The organism is Rhizobium sp. PRIMUS64, from assembly GCF_023006465.1.
Classification (GTDB): Bacteria; Pseudomonadota; Alphaproteobacteria; order Rhizobiales; family Rhizobiaceae; genus Rhizobium; species Rhizobium leguminosarum.
This window is the reverse complement of record NZ_JALBGX010000001.1, coordinates 33,949-49,637: the sequence shown is the minus strand read 5'-3', so window position 1 is coordinate 49,637 and position 15,689 is coordinate 33,949. Positions and strand designations below refer to the sequence as shown.

Here is a 15,689-nt window from a genome sequence, read left to right as displayed (position 1 = left end):
CCAGTATAATGGACGCATGTCTGTTTTACTGGAACAATATTATGAAGTGCCATCAAGGATGAATTGTCAATGGGTCATGCCGAAAAAACGCGCAGTGGTGCGTGTGGTGATTTTTTCGGCAGTGCAGCATTGTTCTCTTGTTTCAGAGGCTCAACATCATGCCTTCTCGTTCGGCGACCTGACAGCCAAGCCGAGGGCGGAAGATGTGGCCTTCAGAGCGAGCGCCTCAGGAACCGCCCGCCTTAGGCGTTTGCGGTCGCAGCGCGGATCAGCGAACCAGCCGCCTCGCCTGCGGCTTCCATATAGGTCGGGTCGCGATGCAACAGAACGACGGCGAACGAGCCATCGAGCAGCAGGACGATCTGCCGAGCGAGCTGCGGCGCTTCCGTCTTGATTCCGGCCGCCTCGAACGTAACCTGCAACCAGGCCTCGACCCTCTTCTTGTGTTCAATCCCGACTTTCATGGCTGGATGGCCAGGCATATTGGCGAGTTCCGCAGAGGTGCGCAGGAAGCCGCAGCCCTTCCATTTCGGATGGCGGGCCGCGCGGGCGAGATTGCGAAAGATGCCTTGCACCTTATCCGCCGGCTCGCCCGTCGTTTCCGCGTACCAGCGCTTGAACAGAGAGAGGTTAGGCTGGTCGCGCGCCTCCAGATAGGCCCCGATGAGATCGTCCTTGCTGGCGAAATGGTAGTAAAGGGTGCGTTTCGTGACACCGGCCTCTTCAGCCACCGCATCGACGCTGACGCTCCTGATGCCCTCGTTGTAAAACAGTTTGGCGGCCGCCGAGATGATGCGTTCGCGCGTCGGGACTGGCTGTGAGATCATGTCGCTATGTATACCGACTAGTGAATATACACAAGCATCGACCGGCGGCATACTTCTCCTGACGCAGCATAGCGGAAAGGAAAACCGAATGGCCGACACTGTTTTGATCGACAGCCACGACGGAATCGCCACGCTCACTCTCAATCGCCCGGAAAAGCTCAATGCGCTGAATTATGCCTTGATAGACCGCTTGCTCGCGATCCTCGACGCCATCGAAACCGACAGTTCAATTCGGGTGATCATCCTCACCGGCGCAGGCGAGCGGGCATTCTCGGCGGGTGGCGATATCTACGAATTCTCGGAAAGCGTGGCGCAGGGCGCCGATGTCGCCATGCGCGATTTCGTCGCGCGCGGACAGCGATTAACTGCGCGGCTGGAAGCCTTCCGCAAACCCGTCATCGCCGCCGTCAACGGCCTTGCCTTTGGCGGAGGCTGCGAAATCACCGAGGCTGTGCCCCTCGCCATCGCCAGCGAACGCGCCCTGTTCGCCAAGCCCGAGATTAATCTCGCAATGCCGCCGACCTTTGGCGGAACGCAGCGTTTGCCAAGGCTGGCCGGGCGCAAGCGCGCCCTCGAATTGCTGTTGACGGGCGACGCATTCTCCCCGCAGCACGCCCTCGAACTCGGCCTTGTCAACCAGCTTGTCCCGCATGACGCTCTCATGCCGGCCGCCCACGACCTCGCGCGGCGCATTCTGCGTCATTCAGCGCTGGCAGCGGCGAGCATTCTGACGGCGGTGACGCGCGGCATCAACCAGAGCATTGCGGAGGGGCTCCTGATCGAAGGCGAACAATTCGCCCGCATGGCGCCAACCGACGATTTGCGCGAAGGGCTCGACGCGTGGATCGAGCGTCGCAAGCCGAACTATCCCGGCTCGTGGTCGCTCGATTGATTGTCGCCAATACTGCTGAGAATGGCTCAGTCAGAGTAATCAGAACTCTTCCCAATCGGACTTCAGCGCGACGGAGGCTGACCCGCGCTGGATGGATGCGAGGGGCGAAGTACGAACGACTTTCAAAGCCGTCGGTGCGACGGGGTGACGATCGGCCTGCGCAAACGAAGACCTGGATCTCGGCGCATCATTGAAACGGAACTGTTCAAGAAGCTCGAAGAGAGCGGCAGCCTCTCGGGCGAGACCATGGCTCGCAGCCGTCTGCTCCTCGACCATTGCGGCATTCTGCTGCGTTCCCTGGTCGACGGTGTTGATGGACTGGCTGATCCCGCCAAGCGCAGTCGATTGCTCGCGCGCCGCCTCCACGATCGCTGTGACGTTGGTATTGATTTCGTGAACCTGACTGGCGATTTCCTGGAGCGCGGATCCGGCATTCGTCACGAGGGCGACGCCGTTTGCGACATGGGAACCGGACGCTGTGATCAGGCTCTTTATCTCCTTCGCAGCTTTCGCCGACCGCTGCGCCAGCTCACGGACCTCCTGGGCAACGACCGCAAACCCCTTGCCGGCCTCCCCTGCTCGTGCCGCCTCTACGCCGGCATTGAGCGCCAAAAGGTTAGTCTGGAAGGCAATCTCATCGATGACACCGATGATGTTGGAAATTTCGCGTGACGAGTTTTCGATCTGGTCCATCGCTCCGATTGCGTCACGCACCACCTGGCCGGAATGCTCAGCGTGATTTCTGGCGCGCGCCACAAGTTGACCGGCCTCCTCGGCGCGGCGGCTCGAATCCTTGACCGTCGTCGTGATTTCCTCAAGCGCGGCTGCCGTCTCTTCGACGGATGCCGCTTGCTGCTCGGTACGCTTTGCCAGGTCGTCGGCCGCCGTGCGGATTTCGTTGGAACCGGCTGATATCGCCTTGGCATTTTCGGCAACCGTTGCCATTGCGCCCTTCAACTTCTCCGAGGCGCTGTTGAAGTCGGCACGCAGCCTTTCCAGCGAAGGAATGAAAGGCTTCTGGATCGTCTGCGACAGGTCGCCATCCGCAAGGTTCGTCAGGCAACGGGCAAGTTGTTCGACATTTTCGACGCGCGCCGTGACATCGGTTGCGAACTTCACGACTTTGAACACTTTGCCGTTCAGGTCGAAAATCGGATTGTAGGAAGCCTGGATATAGACCTTTCGTCCGCCCTTGCCCACACGCATGAATTCGTCGGCAACCAGCTGGCCGCTCGCAAGTTTCCGCCAGAATTCCTTGTAAGCCTCCGATCTCGAGTAGTCGGCTTCACAGAACATCGAATGATGTTTGCCCTGGATTTCGGCAAGCGAATAACCAAGCGCGGAAAGGAAATTGTCGTTCGCGGTCAGGATTTCGCCGGCCGGCGTGAATTCGATGATCGCCTGAGCCCGGGACAATGCGTCGATCTTGCCCGAATCCTCGGCAGACCTCAGTTTCTGCGCAGTGATATCCGTTGCAATCTTGATGACCTTGACCGGCTTCCCGCGTCGGAACACGGGATTGTAGGATGCCTCGATCCAGACCTCGCGCCCGCCTTTTCCGACGCGTTTGTATTGTTGTTGATCGAATTTCCCGGCTGCGAGCTTCGTCCAGAAAGCCTTGTATTCCGTTGAGGATGCATAGGCAGGCTCGACAAACATGCTGTGATGTTTTCCGACAATCTCCCTCAACTCGTAGCCGAGCGCCCTGCAGAAGTTTTCGTTAGCGGTGAGGATCCTGCCCGATAGATCAAACTCGATCATGGCTTGCGAATTCGATAACGCGGCAAGAGCCGCGACAGCATTTGCACCACGATCAAGAATACCCACGCGTCATCCCCCTAGATTTCGTCGCCGTCGATCCAGCCATGTCGTGAATATTCGCTTGTCCTTATTAACGGGGATTTAATTATGAATATAACGTGCAGTAAATTTTATTTTCAACCAGCGTTGCGTCCATGAGGCACATCCGTCAGGTTCTCCGGGACCGGCGGCCTACCGGCCACTCAGCCGCTTTTCAATTGCGCCATCGCCAGCAGGGTGTCAGCGCTAATCGTCGCTGATCCGGTCAGGATCGAAAGGGCTGTCGAGGTGGTGCCCGTGCCGTTGGCCATGTCATACATGGCAGTGAAGCGTTTGATCAGATCGTCGACTTTTTCCGGATCCGACAGATCCTTGATGTCGATAAAATTGCTGATCATCTCGGCTTGCTTGTCGACGTCCATGTTCGAAACATAACTGGACAGGTTGAATGTCGTCGTAAAAAACTCGAAGAGCGCGCTATCGCCCAGAATGTCATAGGCGTTCGAGATCTCCGGCGCCTTGCGTTCGAAGTAGAGGGCGAGGCGCACGCCGGTGTTGCTGTCGCCCTGATCATCCTCGAGCGTCAGCCTGACATAGGCGTCGATCGTCTCCAGCACGTCGCCGCGCTGCTGCACCGTCCCGGTGGGCTCGTCGGAAATATTGCCGTCCTGGTCGAAATTGAACGCACCGACGAGTTCGGCGAAACGATTGTCGTCCAGCTTGTTGACATAGCTATCTTCGTCGTCGAGATCGGAAGAAAACATCTTCTCCAACTCCTCCGACGTGACATCATCAGGATCGAGCCCCTTCGCCTCGAGCGCGAAGGAAACCAGGCGATCGTCGGCCAGAAATTCGCTGGCCGTGGTGATCGTCGCCATCTGCTCGCGAAAATAGGTAATCTCCTCGTCCGCCGCGTCGGTTGCTTCCGTCAGCTCGTCGCCTTCGAGGTATCGGATCTTGTTCTGCTTGTAATAGGCAGCATAGTCGTCGACGACGGATTCCGACATGGCCTGCAGCGGAACGGTAACGTCGCCATTGCTGTCGAAGTTGAAGGCCTTGCGAAAGGCTACGAACCGATCGTCGTCGAGGCTGTTGACATAGCTTTTCGAGTCCGAGGGATCGCTTTCGAGAATTTTCCGGACCTCGCTTCTCGAAACGCTGTCCGGGTCTATGTCATAGGCTCGCAACGCCATTTCCCACAGTTCCGGGAGATCGTCGTTGTCGTCATCGTCGTCGTCATCGTTCGAGACCAGGAAATCATCGATCGAAGTGACGCTGGCGATGCGCGTCGTATAGTTGTCGACGGCGTCTTCGGTGTCTGTATTGGCAATCAGCAGCTGATAATTTTCATCGAAGGCCGCCGCGGTCGCGGCCGTCTGTTCCGATGTCTGGGCCGTGTCGCCATCGGCAAGCGCGCCGTCCTCATCGAAATTAAAGGCATCGTGCAGTTCGGATAAGCCGATCGCGTCGGCGACGTCGGCGCTTTTCAGCGCCGCGGAAATGAAGTTATCGGTCTCGCTATCGGTAAGCCCGTAGGCAGTTCTCAGATAGGAAACCAGCTTGTCGTCGCTCATCAACTCATCGACGGAGGTGATGTTTCCAACTTGTGCAGCGAAATAGGTGTCATAGGCCTCCCCGGTTTCCGAGGAAGCGATCGTCGCCGAGGCCACCGCATAGGCGCTTGTGACCAACGAGAGCTGATCTTCCGACATCACGTCGCCGTCGGTCGAGCCATCCTCGTTGAAGTTGAAGGCCTTCGCCAGGTTGACATAGACATCGTCGTCGAGCTGGTTGACGAAACTATCGGCATCGTCGAGATCGCTCGTCAGAACACTCTTCAGGAAGCTGGTTGAGGTGTATTCGGTGCTGAGGCCGAAAGCGGTCAGCACATAGTTCTTCAGCTTCGAGCTCGACAGGAGATCGTCGACCGAGGTGATCGACGAGATATTCTCTTCGAAATAATCCGTCTGGTCTGCGATATCGTCAGCCTCGGTGTCGAAAGATTCCTCATAGGCGTCGAGCAGGCTGTCCCGCTGCGCATCCGACTGGGCTGTCTCCGTCTCGCCGGAAAATTTGAAAGCGGCCGCAAACTCGGCATAGCGGCCATCACTCAGACTGTTGGCAAAGCTGGATGAATCGCTGAGATCGCTTTCCAGCACCTTCTTCATGAACGCCTTGGCATATGTCATGTCTTCAAGGCCGTAGGCCTTCATGGCATAGGAGTAGAGCTTATAATCACCCATGAATTCATCGACTGTCGTGACCTTGCCAATGTTTTCCTTGTAATAGCTGCTGTCGCGGGCAACCGTTGCCTGAGAAGCTACACTCGAGAGACTGGCGCCCAGATTTCGCGCGACCGAGAGATAGCTCACATAGGTGGAAACCAACTTCTGTCCCTTTCATAAGCACGCGCGCGCGAAAGCCTGCCGGCAGCCACGGTTGAAACTTTTCATATTTGCTGAGATCTTGCCGCCGCTCATGGCGCATACGGACCGCACTCATGCGGCCGAATCAATTTAATAGAACTATATGGTACTATAATTCGTCCAAAATGCAACAGGACGTCAAAAGTCGAGGGATCGCGGCTTTATCGGGTCAGGCGGCGCCGACGCCCGCGGCAAAGATGGCAATGCAGCGCCGGAGATGGGCAAGCAGCGCCGCCCGGTCGGGCCAGGCCTGAGCGCGTCCTTCCGGCGGTCCCATGCCACCAAAGATCATATCCATCAGCATGCGGGCTCCGCTGGCCGGATCGTCGAGCGACAAACGGCCTTCCGCCCTACGGTCGCTCAGCCAGTTGGCAAGTTGCTGCCGGCTGGCAAGCATGCCTTCGCGCTGCAGAATGTCCACGAGTTCGGGAAACTGCCCGGCTTCGCGAAAGACGAGCTGCAGGAAACCGGCACGATCCGCATCCTTGTCCTCATCCATATCGATCATGAAGATGCGTTCGAGGCTCTCGGCGATCGAGAGATCTTCCGGAGGCCGAGGCAGATCGAGCATCATGCGTCGATGAGCACCGACCACAGCGGCAAACAGCTCTTCCTTGCTCTGAAAGAGCTTGTAAAGCGTCTGTTTTGAAACTCCCGCCTCGGTGGCGACGACCGCGGTCGTGCTTCCGGCATACCCGTATTTTACAAAAACGCGGCGGGCAATCTCGACGATATGCACTCGCTTGTCATCGTCGCTCGAGACTTTCGGCCGGCCCCGTCTGCGCGGCTCATCTACAGGCTCGTCGGCAACATCCATGATGGTCTAGACCGCCCCGTTAAAGCACAAGCCGACAGCCGCAGAAAGGAAACTACGATTTCTGAGGGACGATTTTTTCGGTTGTGGCATTAGCAATTTCGATTTAGAGAACTCATCAGTTCTGTAATGCGTTGCATCCCCACCCTCTAGCGATGGAGCGCTTATGACGACCATTTCCGCCGCAACATCAATTTCTTCCTATTCCTATAGCAAGAATTCGACGTCAGCATCCCAGGACGCCCTATCCTGTAATACGATTTCGGCAAAAAAATCAACCACAACCCAGCAGCTCGACGAAGACGCGACCAACAGCGCCGAGAAACTCATGTCGCAGTTGATGTCGCTGACGATGAACGGCCTCGCCGGTCAGTCCAGCTCCGGCGAGCAGCAGGACGGCGGCGCAGACATGGACGTTGCGCAGCTGGACAGCGATGGCGACGGCTACGTGAGCAAGGCCGAGTTCGTCGCAGCCCGGCCGTCCGATGTGTCGGAGGATCAAGCCGGCACGCTGTTCGACAGCTTCGATAGCGAAGGTTCCGGCTCGCTATCGGTCGATGCGCTGACCGAGGCCATGTCCGCCCAGCAGTCGGAACGTGCCGAGGGGCCGCCGCCCCCGCCACCCTCCGACGATGACGACCTTGCATCCCTGCTCTCCGATCTCGATACCGACGGCGACGGGCTTGTGAGCAAAGCCGAGTTCGTTGCAAGTCGGCCGTCCGATGTGAGCGAGGAGCAGGCCGGCACGCTGTTCGACAGCTTCGACAGCGAAGGTTCCGGTTCGCTATCGGTCGATGCGCTGACCGAGGCCATGTCAGCTCAGCAGTCGGAACGTCCCGAAGGACCGCCGTCCGCTGACGAAGACCAGTTTGCATCTCTGCTCTCCGATCTCGATACGGACGGAGACGGGCTCGTGACATTGGACGAATTCATGGCGGGTAAGCCGGGCGACGTCACCGAAAGCCAGGCAAGCCAGCTCTTTAGTCTGCTCGACACGTCAGGCACCGGTTCATTGTCTGCACAGTCCACGAGCTGACGGTCGTTAAGCCGTCGCCATTGCGGTCGCTGGAGGATCTGCACTGAGACGGTTTGAAAGCGACCCGGCAGTCGAGCCGGCAGAGCCTTCAGTCGGGTCGCTACTGACATGTGGAACCGTTCGAATGGTGCGCCGTCACAGGCGCACGGATAACCAGCGCACGGATGAGCCGAAGCGCCTATCGCCATCACGGGGTTAGTCCAGACAATCAGATCATCGACCGGTGTCGGCCTTTGCCCGGCGCCCGCGATGTCGTGCGCCCGCCATCCGGGCTCTGGAAGCCCCTCGTCACATGGCATGTTCCCAAACCTTAAAGGATCGAGCCATGAGCATTTTTGGAAGCATGAAAACCGCCGTCTCCGGCATGAGCGCCCAGGCAAACCGGCTGAGCACGGTGTCCGACAATATCGCCAATGCGAACACCACCGGCTACAAAGCCGTTTCCACGTCCTTCTCGTCGCTGGTTTTGCCCTCTTCCTCGGGCAATTATAATTCCGGCGGCGTCCAGACATCCGTGCGCCAGGCGATTTCTCAACAGGGCGACATCTCCTATACGACCTCCGATTACGACCTGGCGATATCAGGAGACGGCTTCTTCATCGTGGAAAGCGCCGACGGCACGCCGGTGCTCACCCGGGCCGGCGACTTCTCGGTCGACAGCGACGGCAATCTCGTCAACGGCGCCGGTTTCACGCTCATGGGATACTCCTATGATTCCGGCGTACCGGCGGTGGTGGTCAATGGCTTCGACGGCCTGGTGCCGGTCAACGTATCCCAATCGGGCTTGAGCGCTGTCGCTTCGAGCAGCGCCTATTTCAGCGGCAACCTGAATTCCGAGGCAACTGTCGTCACCGATACCACGACGCTGCCGAGCGCCAACACGGCGAGCGTCACCGACGACACGCAGAAGATGTCGCTGGTTGCCTATGACAGCCTCGGCGGCACCGTCCAGTACGACTATTACTTCACCAAGACCGGCGTCACGACGGACGCGGGCGGCGCAGTCACCGGCAGCACCTGGGAGGTCGCGGTTTACCGCAATGCCGATGCATCCACCGGCAGCACGACGTCCTTTCCCTACTCTTCCGATGCCGTCAGCGTCGCGACGCTCTCCTTCGACGCCGACGGGCAGCTCACCTCCGCGACCGACACTGATATCGTCGATCCGGTGACGGCAAAGACGATCACCATGGACTATTCCGATTTCACCCAGCTCGCCTCCGACTTCTCGGCGACGGGCTCCGCAGACGGCCAGGCCGCAAGTGCCGTGAGCTCGGTGTCTATCGGTACGGACGGCGTGGTGTCGGTCTCCTATGCAAACGGCGCGACGAAGGCTCTCTATCAGATCCCTCTCGCGACGGTCGCCAGCCCCGACAATCTGACGCTGCTCAGCGGCAACGTCTACAGTGCCAACGGATTGTCCGGGGTAACGGTCACCGGCTTCCCGCAGACGAACGGGCTTGGTTCCATCCAGTCCGGTGCTCTCGAAAGCTCGAATGTCGATCTCGCCGGTGAACTGACGGAGATGATCGAGGCGCAGCGCAGCTATACCGCCAATTCGAAGGTGTTCCAGACCGGCTCCGATATCATGGATGTCCTCGTCAATCTGAAACGATAGGGAGGACGCCGGCATGTCGCTCACCTCCGCCTTGAACAGCGTGCAAAGTATTTTCAACACGACCGGCCAGCAAAGCAGCGTCATCTCGACGAATATCGCCAATGTCGGAAATTCCGACTATGTGAGACGGGAGGCGTCGGTTACGACGTCTCTTTCCGGCGCCCAAGTTGTCAGCATCAGCCGGGCGCAGGAAACGGCGCTGCTTGCCCAGTATCTGCAAACGAATGCCAAGGACAGCGCCCAGCAGACGCTGGTGACCGGCCTCGAAAGCCTGAAGTCGCTGGTGGGCGGCAATGACTACGAGACCTCGCCGAGTACCTATCTCACGGCATTCCAGCAGGCGCTCCAGACATTCGCCACATCCCCGAGCAGCACGACATCAGCGCAATCGGCCGTGACCGCCGCGCAGGATCTTGCCAATTCGTTGAATACCGCAAGCGACGGCGTCCAGTCGATCAGAGCCGAGGCGGATGCGGAGATCGCCACACAGGTCTCCACCCTGAACACGCTGCTGTCGCAGTTCGAGGCGGCGAACAATGCGGTCAAGCTGGCGACATCGACCGGCACCGATACATCCTCGGCGCTCGACGAGCGTGAAAAGCTCCTGAAGCAGATCTCCTCGATCGTCGGCGTCACCTCCACCGTGCGCGACAATAACGACATGGCGCTCTATACCTCTGATGGCACCGCGCTGTTCGAGACCATTCCCCGCACCGTCACGTTCGCGTCGACGGCAACCTACGTTGCCGGAACGGAAGGCAATTCCATCTATATCGACGGCGTTGCACTCGACGCCGGCGAAGGATCGTCGACGAGTGCCTCGGGCAGCCTGCAGGCGCTGCTGCAGCTTCGCGACGAAATCGCCCCGACATTCCAGGACCAGCTCGACGAGATCGCCAAATCGCTCGTCCAGATCTTCTCGGAAACCGACGGCAGCACGAGTGCACCGGGACTTTTCGTGTGGACGACGGCGTCGGGCACAACCGGGGGAACACCTGCTGCTTCCGACGATACGACAGGGATCGCCTCCACTATCTCGGTCAATTCAGCCGTCGTCACAAGCGAGGGCGGCGATGCGACGAAGCTGCGCGACGGAACGATCAGCGGCATCACCGATCTCAACACCTCGGGAGACAGCGGCTTCTCGGACAATCTCGACGCCCTGTATCAGGCGCTGACGGAACAGCGTTCGTTCTCTTCCGACGCAGGTCTCTCGACGTCGCAAAGCCTGACGGACTACGCCAGCGCCTCCATCGGCTGGCTCGAACAATATCGAAGCGATGCAACGGCGGCTTCCGAAACCACAGCTGCGGCCTTGTCACGCTCCGACGAGGCCTATTCCAACGAAACGGGCGTCAACCTCGACGAGGAACTGACGCTACTTCTCGACATCGAACAATCCTACAAAGCAGCGACGAAGATCCTGAACGTCATCGACGAGATGTTCCAGTCGCTCCTCGACATAGCGAGCTAGTCATGAAAGCATCTTTTGTCTCATCATCGGCGATGCAGAATGTTTTGCGGCTCACCATCAGCCAGTCCCAAAACAAGCTGCAGCAGGCCTCGACGGAAGCGACCACAGGAACCTACGCCGATATCGGCGTATCCCTCGGCGCCGGCGCTGCAAAGTCGATCAATCTCACCAGCGCCATCGCCCAGGCCGCCTCGTTCAAGACGAGCAATGCCGTCGTCGAATTGCGCATGAACGCATCGCAAACCGCCCTTTCGAGCCTGAAGGATGCCGGCGACAGCCTGGTCTCGAACCTGACCGCGCTCCAGGCGAGCCAGGATACGACGAGCATCGCCGTTGCCCTGCAGACGGCGAGCGCCACGATTTCGCAGCTGGTCTCGACGGCAAACACGTCGGTCAATGGCGAGTTCCTGTTCGGCGGAACCAACCTCGACAGCCAGCCTCTGACCGATCAATCCTCGGCGGTCTCGGATACGATCGTTTCGGCTCTGAACGATTATGCAACCGGTCTCGGAAAAGACGTCAACGAGTTGACAGGCGAGGAAATCGGCAGCTTCATCACCGACACGGTCGAGCCGATGTTCTCCGAGAGCGCCTGGACGGACGCTTCCGAAGGCTGGTCCACCGCTTCCAGCACCGACATGACGAGCCGGATCAGCGGATCGGAAACCATCACCTCGTCGACCAATGCCAATTCCGAAGGCATGCGCTATCTCGCTCTTGCCTCCGTCGTCGTCTCCGCCCTCTTCGGCCAGGATCTCAGTTCCGACGCGCAGAGCACCGTCGCATCCAAGGCGATCGCCTATGCGGCTCAGGCCACCGCCGGCATCGTGACGCAGCAAAGTGAGCTCGGCCTTTCACAGGAGCGGCTCGAAAAGGCAAATGACGCCCTCGACGCTCAATCCACTCTGCTTCAGGGAAACCTTGTCGATCTCCAGGGGGTGGATGCCTACGAGGCTTCGACGCTCGTCAACCAGCTGCAGACGCAACTGGAGACAGCTTACACGCTCGTCTCGAAACTCCAGGGTCTGAGTCTGGTCAACTATCTCTGACGGGTTGAACATGCGGGAATTCAAGCGGATGCAAATACCGGCCCTAACGAGGGAACCCAACACGACGTGTTCCGAAATCGTGGCGGAGGCGGCCTTCGCGCTCGCCTCTGGCATCATCGATACGATCCCTTTCGTCGGCAGCAAACTCGACGAACAACAGACGCGGGCATGGCCGCGATCGGGTGTCTTCACGGATGACGGCGTCGAGATGACGGGTACGCCCCCTGAAATATTCGAGCTTTGCGAGTTGCTGGCAGCCCATATCGAGAAAGGCACGTCATTCGACGTTTTCGAGGTTTTCCACAAGATTGCGCGCATCGACCGGCTGATCGACTGGCGCCATGGCGCAGTGCTGTCGCCCGAGCCGCATCCGGTAACTCATTAACGGAACACGCTAAAATCTCTTCTCAAAGGCGGCGCTATACGGCCGCGCCGCTCGGGAGCATGGCATAGGCTGGGCTTGCATGTGGTTTGTCCGTTGCGGCAGTCTGGACTTTACCATAGGGAGGCTGAGGGCGACTGCCGAAGTCTGCCGGCAATGGTCTTTCAGAGACCGAGTGTGTTGTTAATGTCAAAGCCGCGCGCGAAGCTTCCATTCTCCGAAGAGACTTTGCAGGCCATGCTGATCCGCGTGCTTCGCCCGCTGGTCAAGCTCGCACTCGCCTCCGGCTTCAACTTCATCTCCTTCTCGACCGTTCTTCGCCGCCTCTATATCGAGGTTGCGGAGAAGGAGTTCGCGCTACCGAACAAGCAGCAGACGGATAGCCGCATCTCGCTTCTGACCGGCATCCACCGCAAGGACGTCAACCGGTTGCGTGGACAGGCACTCACGGCATCGTTTCTGACCGTCGGCGTTTCACAGACAAGCCGCATCCTTGCAAGATGGCTTGCCGATCCGCTTTATTGCGATGCGGAGGATAGGCCAAGCGCCCTGCCCCGGACCTCCAGCGACGGCGGTCCGTCATTCGAGAGCCTGGTGAGCGACATCACCAAGGACGTTCATCCCCGCTCCATCCTGGACGACTGGCTGGATAAAGGCATTGTCGTTCTCGATCAGGACGGCCAGGTCCAGCTCAACCTCTCATCAATTGTTCCGAATGCCGGTGACGAAGCCCGTCGGCACTATTTTACACGCAATCTTCGTGACCATGTGCAGGCAGCGGTCATCAATCTGATGAACGACCCTCCCCCCTACTTCGAACGCGCGGTTCACTACGACGGGATATCCCCTGAGCTGGCGGCCCAACTCGACGAGATTGCGCGTGAGGAAGGGATGGCGCTGCTCCTGAAGCTCAACAAGATCGCCCATCGGGCCATCACGGATGATCCCGGCGGCAATAGCCGCTGGATTGCGGGGGTCTATGTCATGCCCGAGGCGGCTGAGGCCGATCTTCAGCCAGACGCCGCTTCCAGGACGGAGACAGACGAATGAGCCCGTCAATGATCTCCAGGAGGCAATTTCTGCTGGGCGGCATCGCACTTCAGATCGTGCGACCGGAGACCGTAGCCGCGCAACCGACGGGGACCAGCGATCATGGAATCGGCGGGTCCGGTCTTTCCATTCAGGGAGGTGGGGAGAACGAAGATCACGGGATCGGCGGAACCGGCATCGTCGGGACCATCCAGGGCTTTGGAAGCATCATCGTCAACAACGTCCACATACCTTTCAGCGCGACGACCCCGATCGAGATCGATGGACGGCGCGCTCCTGCAAGCGCGATGAAGGTCGGTCATGTGGCCCGGGTGCTGCTGACGGGAAAGCGTGCTGCCCGCATCGCGATCGTCAGCGAGGTTCAGGGCCGCATCGACCGGATTGACAAGACCGGTATCACCATATTGTCGCAAACCGTCGACACGACAGGTTTGGTGACGAAGGGCTTGCGAAAAGGCAATCGCGTTGCCGTGTTCGGCATCCGTAAACCGGATGGCACCATCATTGCTCGGCGTATCGAGCCTCGTTCCGTTTCCGATGGCGCCCATGTCCGAGGCGTGCCATCGAAGAGCGGTCATCGCGTCCGGATCGGCGGCCTTTCGCTTGGCAACACGCATGGATATCTGGTCGGCAAGCAAACGCTCGTACGTCTTAAGACAGTCGCCGACCGATTGATGATTATACGCATTCAGGCCGAGCCTGTGGTGCCGGGTCTGAAACGCGGCATCGTCAACGTCGAGACCTTCAGGTCCGCGGACAAAGGCGGGGCTGGCTCGGGACCCGGGGGCTCAACGCCTTACGGCTCGATGCGAATGTCCCCTGACGGCCATGGGTTTGTCGACGTCACCGTACGCGATTCAAGCAGAATGACGGGCTTTGCGGACAGGCAGGGCCCAGACGGCTTTGGTCCTCGCCCGCCGGATGGCCCTCCGGACGGGCCGCCGCATGATCGCCCCTCCTTCGGCAGAGGCGGGCCTGGTGGAGATTATCCCGACCCGAACAGGCGAGGTCCGCCACCGGGGGATACCGCGCCTCGCGGCCCGCCGCCTCCAGATTTTCCAGGTCCCCGCTGAAAGGCTCAGTCGAGCACATTGACATATGGGAAAATTTCCCATTTATTGTTCCTGCGATTCCTGATTTGGATTCCCAAGAAGGACTTGCCGATTGTCTATCGGGTCCGCCCCACACCCGACAGACAATCGTTTGATTTTCAATCGCTGCTGACTGCCGAACCAACCCACCATCGCCAAGAGGAATCAGGAATTGCTTTTGCTGGAACGCGAACCGGACATGTCGATGGGAATGGACCAACCGACGGTCGTTGCAACCTGGGAAAACCGTACGCAAATCATCGAAATCATGGGCATCGCGCTACAGACGAGCCAAGAATTTCAACATCTTTGGAAAAGCAGCGGCGGAACGGGCCGGCTCAGTCAAGACGACACGGATAAGTTGGTCGAACTGCTCCGCCAGATCGGCAACCTGAATGAAATGCTCATGCGATTGGCCTGAAAGGTGTCGATACCCAAGTACCAGCGCCCACGCATTTCCGAGACGTCAAAACTCCCATGGCGAGATCAATTGAAGACCTGAGGTCGCAAAATTGCCCAGATTTCGCGTCGCAAGTCGCCCACCATTGACCCGCGCGATAGCGGCGATCATGCCATCCGGCACTGACATCCCGCGCCCCTGACGAGCGGCCAAACCCATAATGTCACCATAAGCAAGAGCGGCCTCTTCGGTCAGGCCAAAAATCCGGGCTGCAAAGCGACGACGCCAGTCGGACAGTCCCTGCTCGAGGCGTTCGGCTCGCTGATCAGGCCGGATCTTCTGGATACCGAAAGCGATCTCGGCAATCGTTACTGTCGGCAGCGCCAATTCAGCATCATGGCGGACGAGCCATGAGATCACAGCTTCATTGGGTGATTTTATCAAAGTTTCCGAAACAATGTTGGTATCGAGAAAAATCAAAGCTCGATGCCCTTATGAACCTGCCTGCCTTCGTTGATAACGGCTTCGAGGTCGATATCCGTCCCGCTTTGCTGCGAAAGCCCTGGCATAGAAGGACACAGCCGGCTCTCTTCCGGCTTCGCGTATTTCATACGATTCGAGGGCCCTTTCGACAATGTCGGCTATCGAGCGGTTTTCACGGCGGGAAAGCCGGTGAGCAAGATCACGCGCTTTTGCGCTCCGTACAGAAAGCTGAGGTTCGGCCATGCCGATCTCCTTTGCGATAGGATATAAAGGCAGCGTTAGCCATCAAGATGGCAAGTGATGGCTTGATACCATTGCTTTTCGTAAATCATCAACCCAATAATGGA

14 protein-coding genes and 1 pseudogene are annotated in these 15,689 nt (G+C 58.8%); 9 read left to right on the top strand and 6 right to left on the bottom strand.

Annotated features, from left to right (window positions below):
• Nucleotides 1–242 precede the first annotated feature (242 nt).
• Nucleotides 243–827, bottom strand: coding sequence for a TetR/AcrR family transcriptional regulator (locus MOV76_RS00240; protein ID WP_026188704.1), 585 nt, complete (start codon nt 825–827; stop codon nt 243–245).
• An 88-nt stretch (nt 828–915) separates the two neighbouring features.
• On the opposite strand from MOV76_RS00240, the gene MOV76_RS00235 reads away from it, so the two are divergent.
• Entirely contained in the window at nt 916–1,719 is an 804-nt protein-coding gene (locus MOV76_RS00235) for a crotonase/enoyl-CoA hydratase family protein (RefSeq protein ID WP_113543054.1), read from the top strand.
• Nucleotides 1,720–1,758: 39 nt separating this feature from the next.
• Here the strand turns inward: MOV76_RS00235 and MOV76_RS00230 are convergent, their stop codons facing one another.
• The 3 genes from MOV76_RS00230 to MOV76_RS00220 all read right to left on the bottom strand — a co-directional run bounded on the left by MOV76_RS00230 (nt 1,759) and on the right by MOV76_RS00220 (nt 6,762).
• On the bottom strand, nt 1,759–3,546 hold the full coding sequence (locus tag MOV76_RS00230; RefSeq protein ID WP_210069315.1) for a PAS domain-containing methyl-accepting chemotaxis protein: 1,788 nt from the start codon (nt 3,544–3,546) through the stop codon (nt 1,759–1,761).
• A 176-nt stretch (nt 3,547–3,722) separates the two neighbouring features.
• Nucleotides 3,723–5,906 (bottom strand): DUF1217 domain-containing protein, encoded by a 2,184-nt coding sequence (locus tag MOV76_RS00225; protein WP_247263535.1) that lies wholly within the window; start codon nt 5,904–5,906, stop codon nt 3,723–3,725.
• 208 nt (nt 5,907–6,114) lie between these two features.
• Nucleotides 6,115–6,762 carry a TetR/AcrR family transcriptional regulator gene (locus tag MOV76_RS00220; RefSeq protein WP_018245720.1) on the bottom strand — a complete coding sequence of 216 codons (648 nt, stop codon included), beginning with the start codon at nt 6,760–6,762 and terminating at the stop codon, nt 6,115–6,117.
• A gap of 163 nt (nt 6,763–6,925) precedes the next feature.
• On the opposite strand from MOV76_RS00220, the gene MOV76_RS00215 reads away from it, so the two are divergent.
• The 8 genes from MOV76_RS00215 (at nt 6,926) to MOV76_RS00180 (ending at nt 14,880) form a co-directional block, all read left to right on the top strand.
• Nucleotides 6,926–7,795 carry an EF-hand domain-containing protein gene (locus MOV76_RS00215; RefSeq protein WP_247263534.1) on the top strand — a complete coding sequence of 290 codons (870 nt, stop codon included), beginning with the start codon at nt 6,926–6,928 and terminating at the stop codon, nt 7,793–7,795.
• A gap of 325 nt (nt 7,796–8,120) precedes the next feature.
• Nucleotides 8,121–9,413: a flagellar hook protein FlgE gene (locus MOV76_RS00210; RefSeq protein ID WP_247263533.1), complete on the top strand. Its 1,293-nt coding sequence runs from the start codon at nt 8,121–8,123 to the stop codon at nt 9,411–9,413.
• Between the two features lie 13 nt (nt 9,414–9,426).
• Nucleotides 9,427–10,887 carry a flagellar hook-associated protein FlgK gene (gene flgK / locus MOV76_RS00205; RefSeq protein WP_247263532.1) on the top strand — a complete coding sequence of 487 codons (1,461 nt, stop codon included), beginning with the start codon at nt 9,427–9,429 and terminating at the stop codon, nt 10,885–10,887.
• A gap of 2 nt (nt 10,888–10,889) precedes the next feature.
• Nucleotides 10,890–11,936, top strand: a complete 1,047-nt coding sequence (locus MOV76_RS00200; protein WP_018245724.1) for a flagellar hook-associated family protein — start codon at nt 10,890–10,892, stop codon at nt 11,934–11,936.
• A gap of 10 nt (nt 11,937–11,946) precedes the next feature.
• Nucleotides 11,947–12,321, top strand: coding sequence for a hypothetical protein (locus MOV76_RS00195; protein WP_018245725.1), 375 nt, complete (start codon nt 11,947–11,949; stop codon nt 12,319–12,321).
• 153 nt (nt 12,322–12,474) lie between these two features.
• Nucleotides 12,475–13,368, top strand: a complete 894-nt coding sequence (locus tag MOV76_RS00190) for a DUF6502 family protein (protein ID WP_018245726.1) — start codon at nt 12,475–12,477, stop codon at nt 13,366–13,368.
• Nucleotides 13,365–14,441, top strand: a complete 1,077-nt coding sequence (locus MOV76_RS00185) for a DUF5666 domain-containing protein (protein WP_018245727.1) — start codon at nt 13,365–13,367, stop codon at nt 14,439–14,441. Before MOV76_RS00190 ends, MOV76_RS00185 begins: the two co-directional genes overlap by 4 nt.
• 190 nt (nt 14,442–14,631) lie before the next feature.
• The gene (locus MOV76_RS00180; RefSeq protein WP_018245728.1) at nt 14,632–14,880 is read left to right on the top strand and encodes a hypothetical protein; all 249 of its coding nucleotides are present in this window, start codon (nt 14,632–14,634) and stop codon (nt 14,878–14,880) included.
• 45 nt (nt 14,881–14,925) lie between these two features.
• Here MOV76_RS00180 and MOV76_RS00175 read toward each other — a convergent pair whose 3' ends face one another.
• Both MOV76_RS00175 and MOV76_RS00170 read right to left on the bottom strand, forming a co-directional pair.
• Entirely contained in the window at nt 14,926–15,339 is a 414-nt protein-coding gene (locus MOV76_RS00175; RefSeq protein ID WP_018245729.1) for a type II toxin-antitoxin system VapC family toxin, read from the bottom strand.
• Nucleotides 15,336–15,585: pseudogene (locus MOV76_RS00170) on the bottom strand (plasmid stabilization protein). The gene MOV76_RS00175 and the pseudogene MOV76_RS00170 overlap by 4 nt, the downstream one beginning before the upstream one ends.
• Between the last annotated feature and the right edge of the window lie 104 nt (nt 15,586–15,689).

Excerpts from the sequence above, each read along its gene's own strand:
- MOV76_RS00240 (WP_026188704.1), bottom strand. The coding sequence starts at position 827 with ATGATCTCACAGCCAGTCCCGACGCGCGAACGCATCATCTCGGCGGCC.
- MOV76_RS00195 (WP_018245725.1), top strand. The coding sequence starts at position 11,947 with ATGCGGGAATTCAAGCGGATGCAAATACCGGCCCTAACGAGGGAACCC.
- MOV76_RS00220 (WP_018245720.1), bottom strand. The coding sequence starts at position 6,762 with ATGGATGTTGCCGACGAGCCTGTAGATGAGCCGCGCAGACGGGGCCGG.
- MOV76_RS00235 (WP_113543054.1), top strand. The coding sequence starts at position 916 with ATGGCCGACACTGTTTTGATCGACAGCCACGACGGAATCGCCACGCTC.
- MOV76_RS00200 (WP_018245724.1), top strand. The coding sequence starts at position 10,890 with ATGAAAGCATCTTTTGTCTCATCATCGGCGATGCAGAATGTTTTGCGG.
- MOV76_RS00190 (WP_018245726.1), top strand. The coding sequence starts at position 12,475 with ATGGTCTTTCAGAGACCGAGTGTGTTGTTAATGTCAAAGCCGCGCGCG.
- MOV76_RS00185 (WP_018245727.1), top strand. The coding sequence starts at position 13,365 with ATGAGCCCGTCAATGATCTCCAGGAGGCAATTTCTGCTGGGCGGCATC.
- MOV76_RS00215 (WP_247263534.1), top strand. The coding sequence starts at position 6,926 with ATGACGACCATTTCCGCCGCAACATCAATTTCTTCCTATTCCTATAGC.
- MOV76_RS00210 (WP_247263533.1), top strand. The coding sequence starts at position 8,121 with ATGAGCATTTTTGGAAGCATGAAAACCGCCGTCTCCGGCATGAGCGCC.
- flgK (WP_247263532.1), top strand. The coding sequence starts at position 9,427 with ATGTCGCTCACCTCCGCCTTGAACAGCGTGCAAAGTATTTTCAACACG.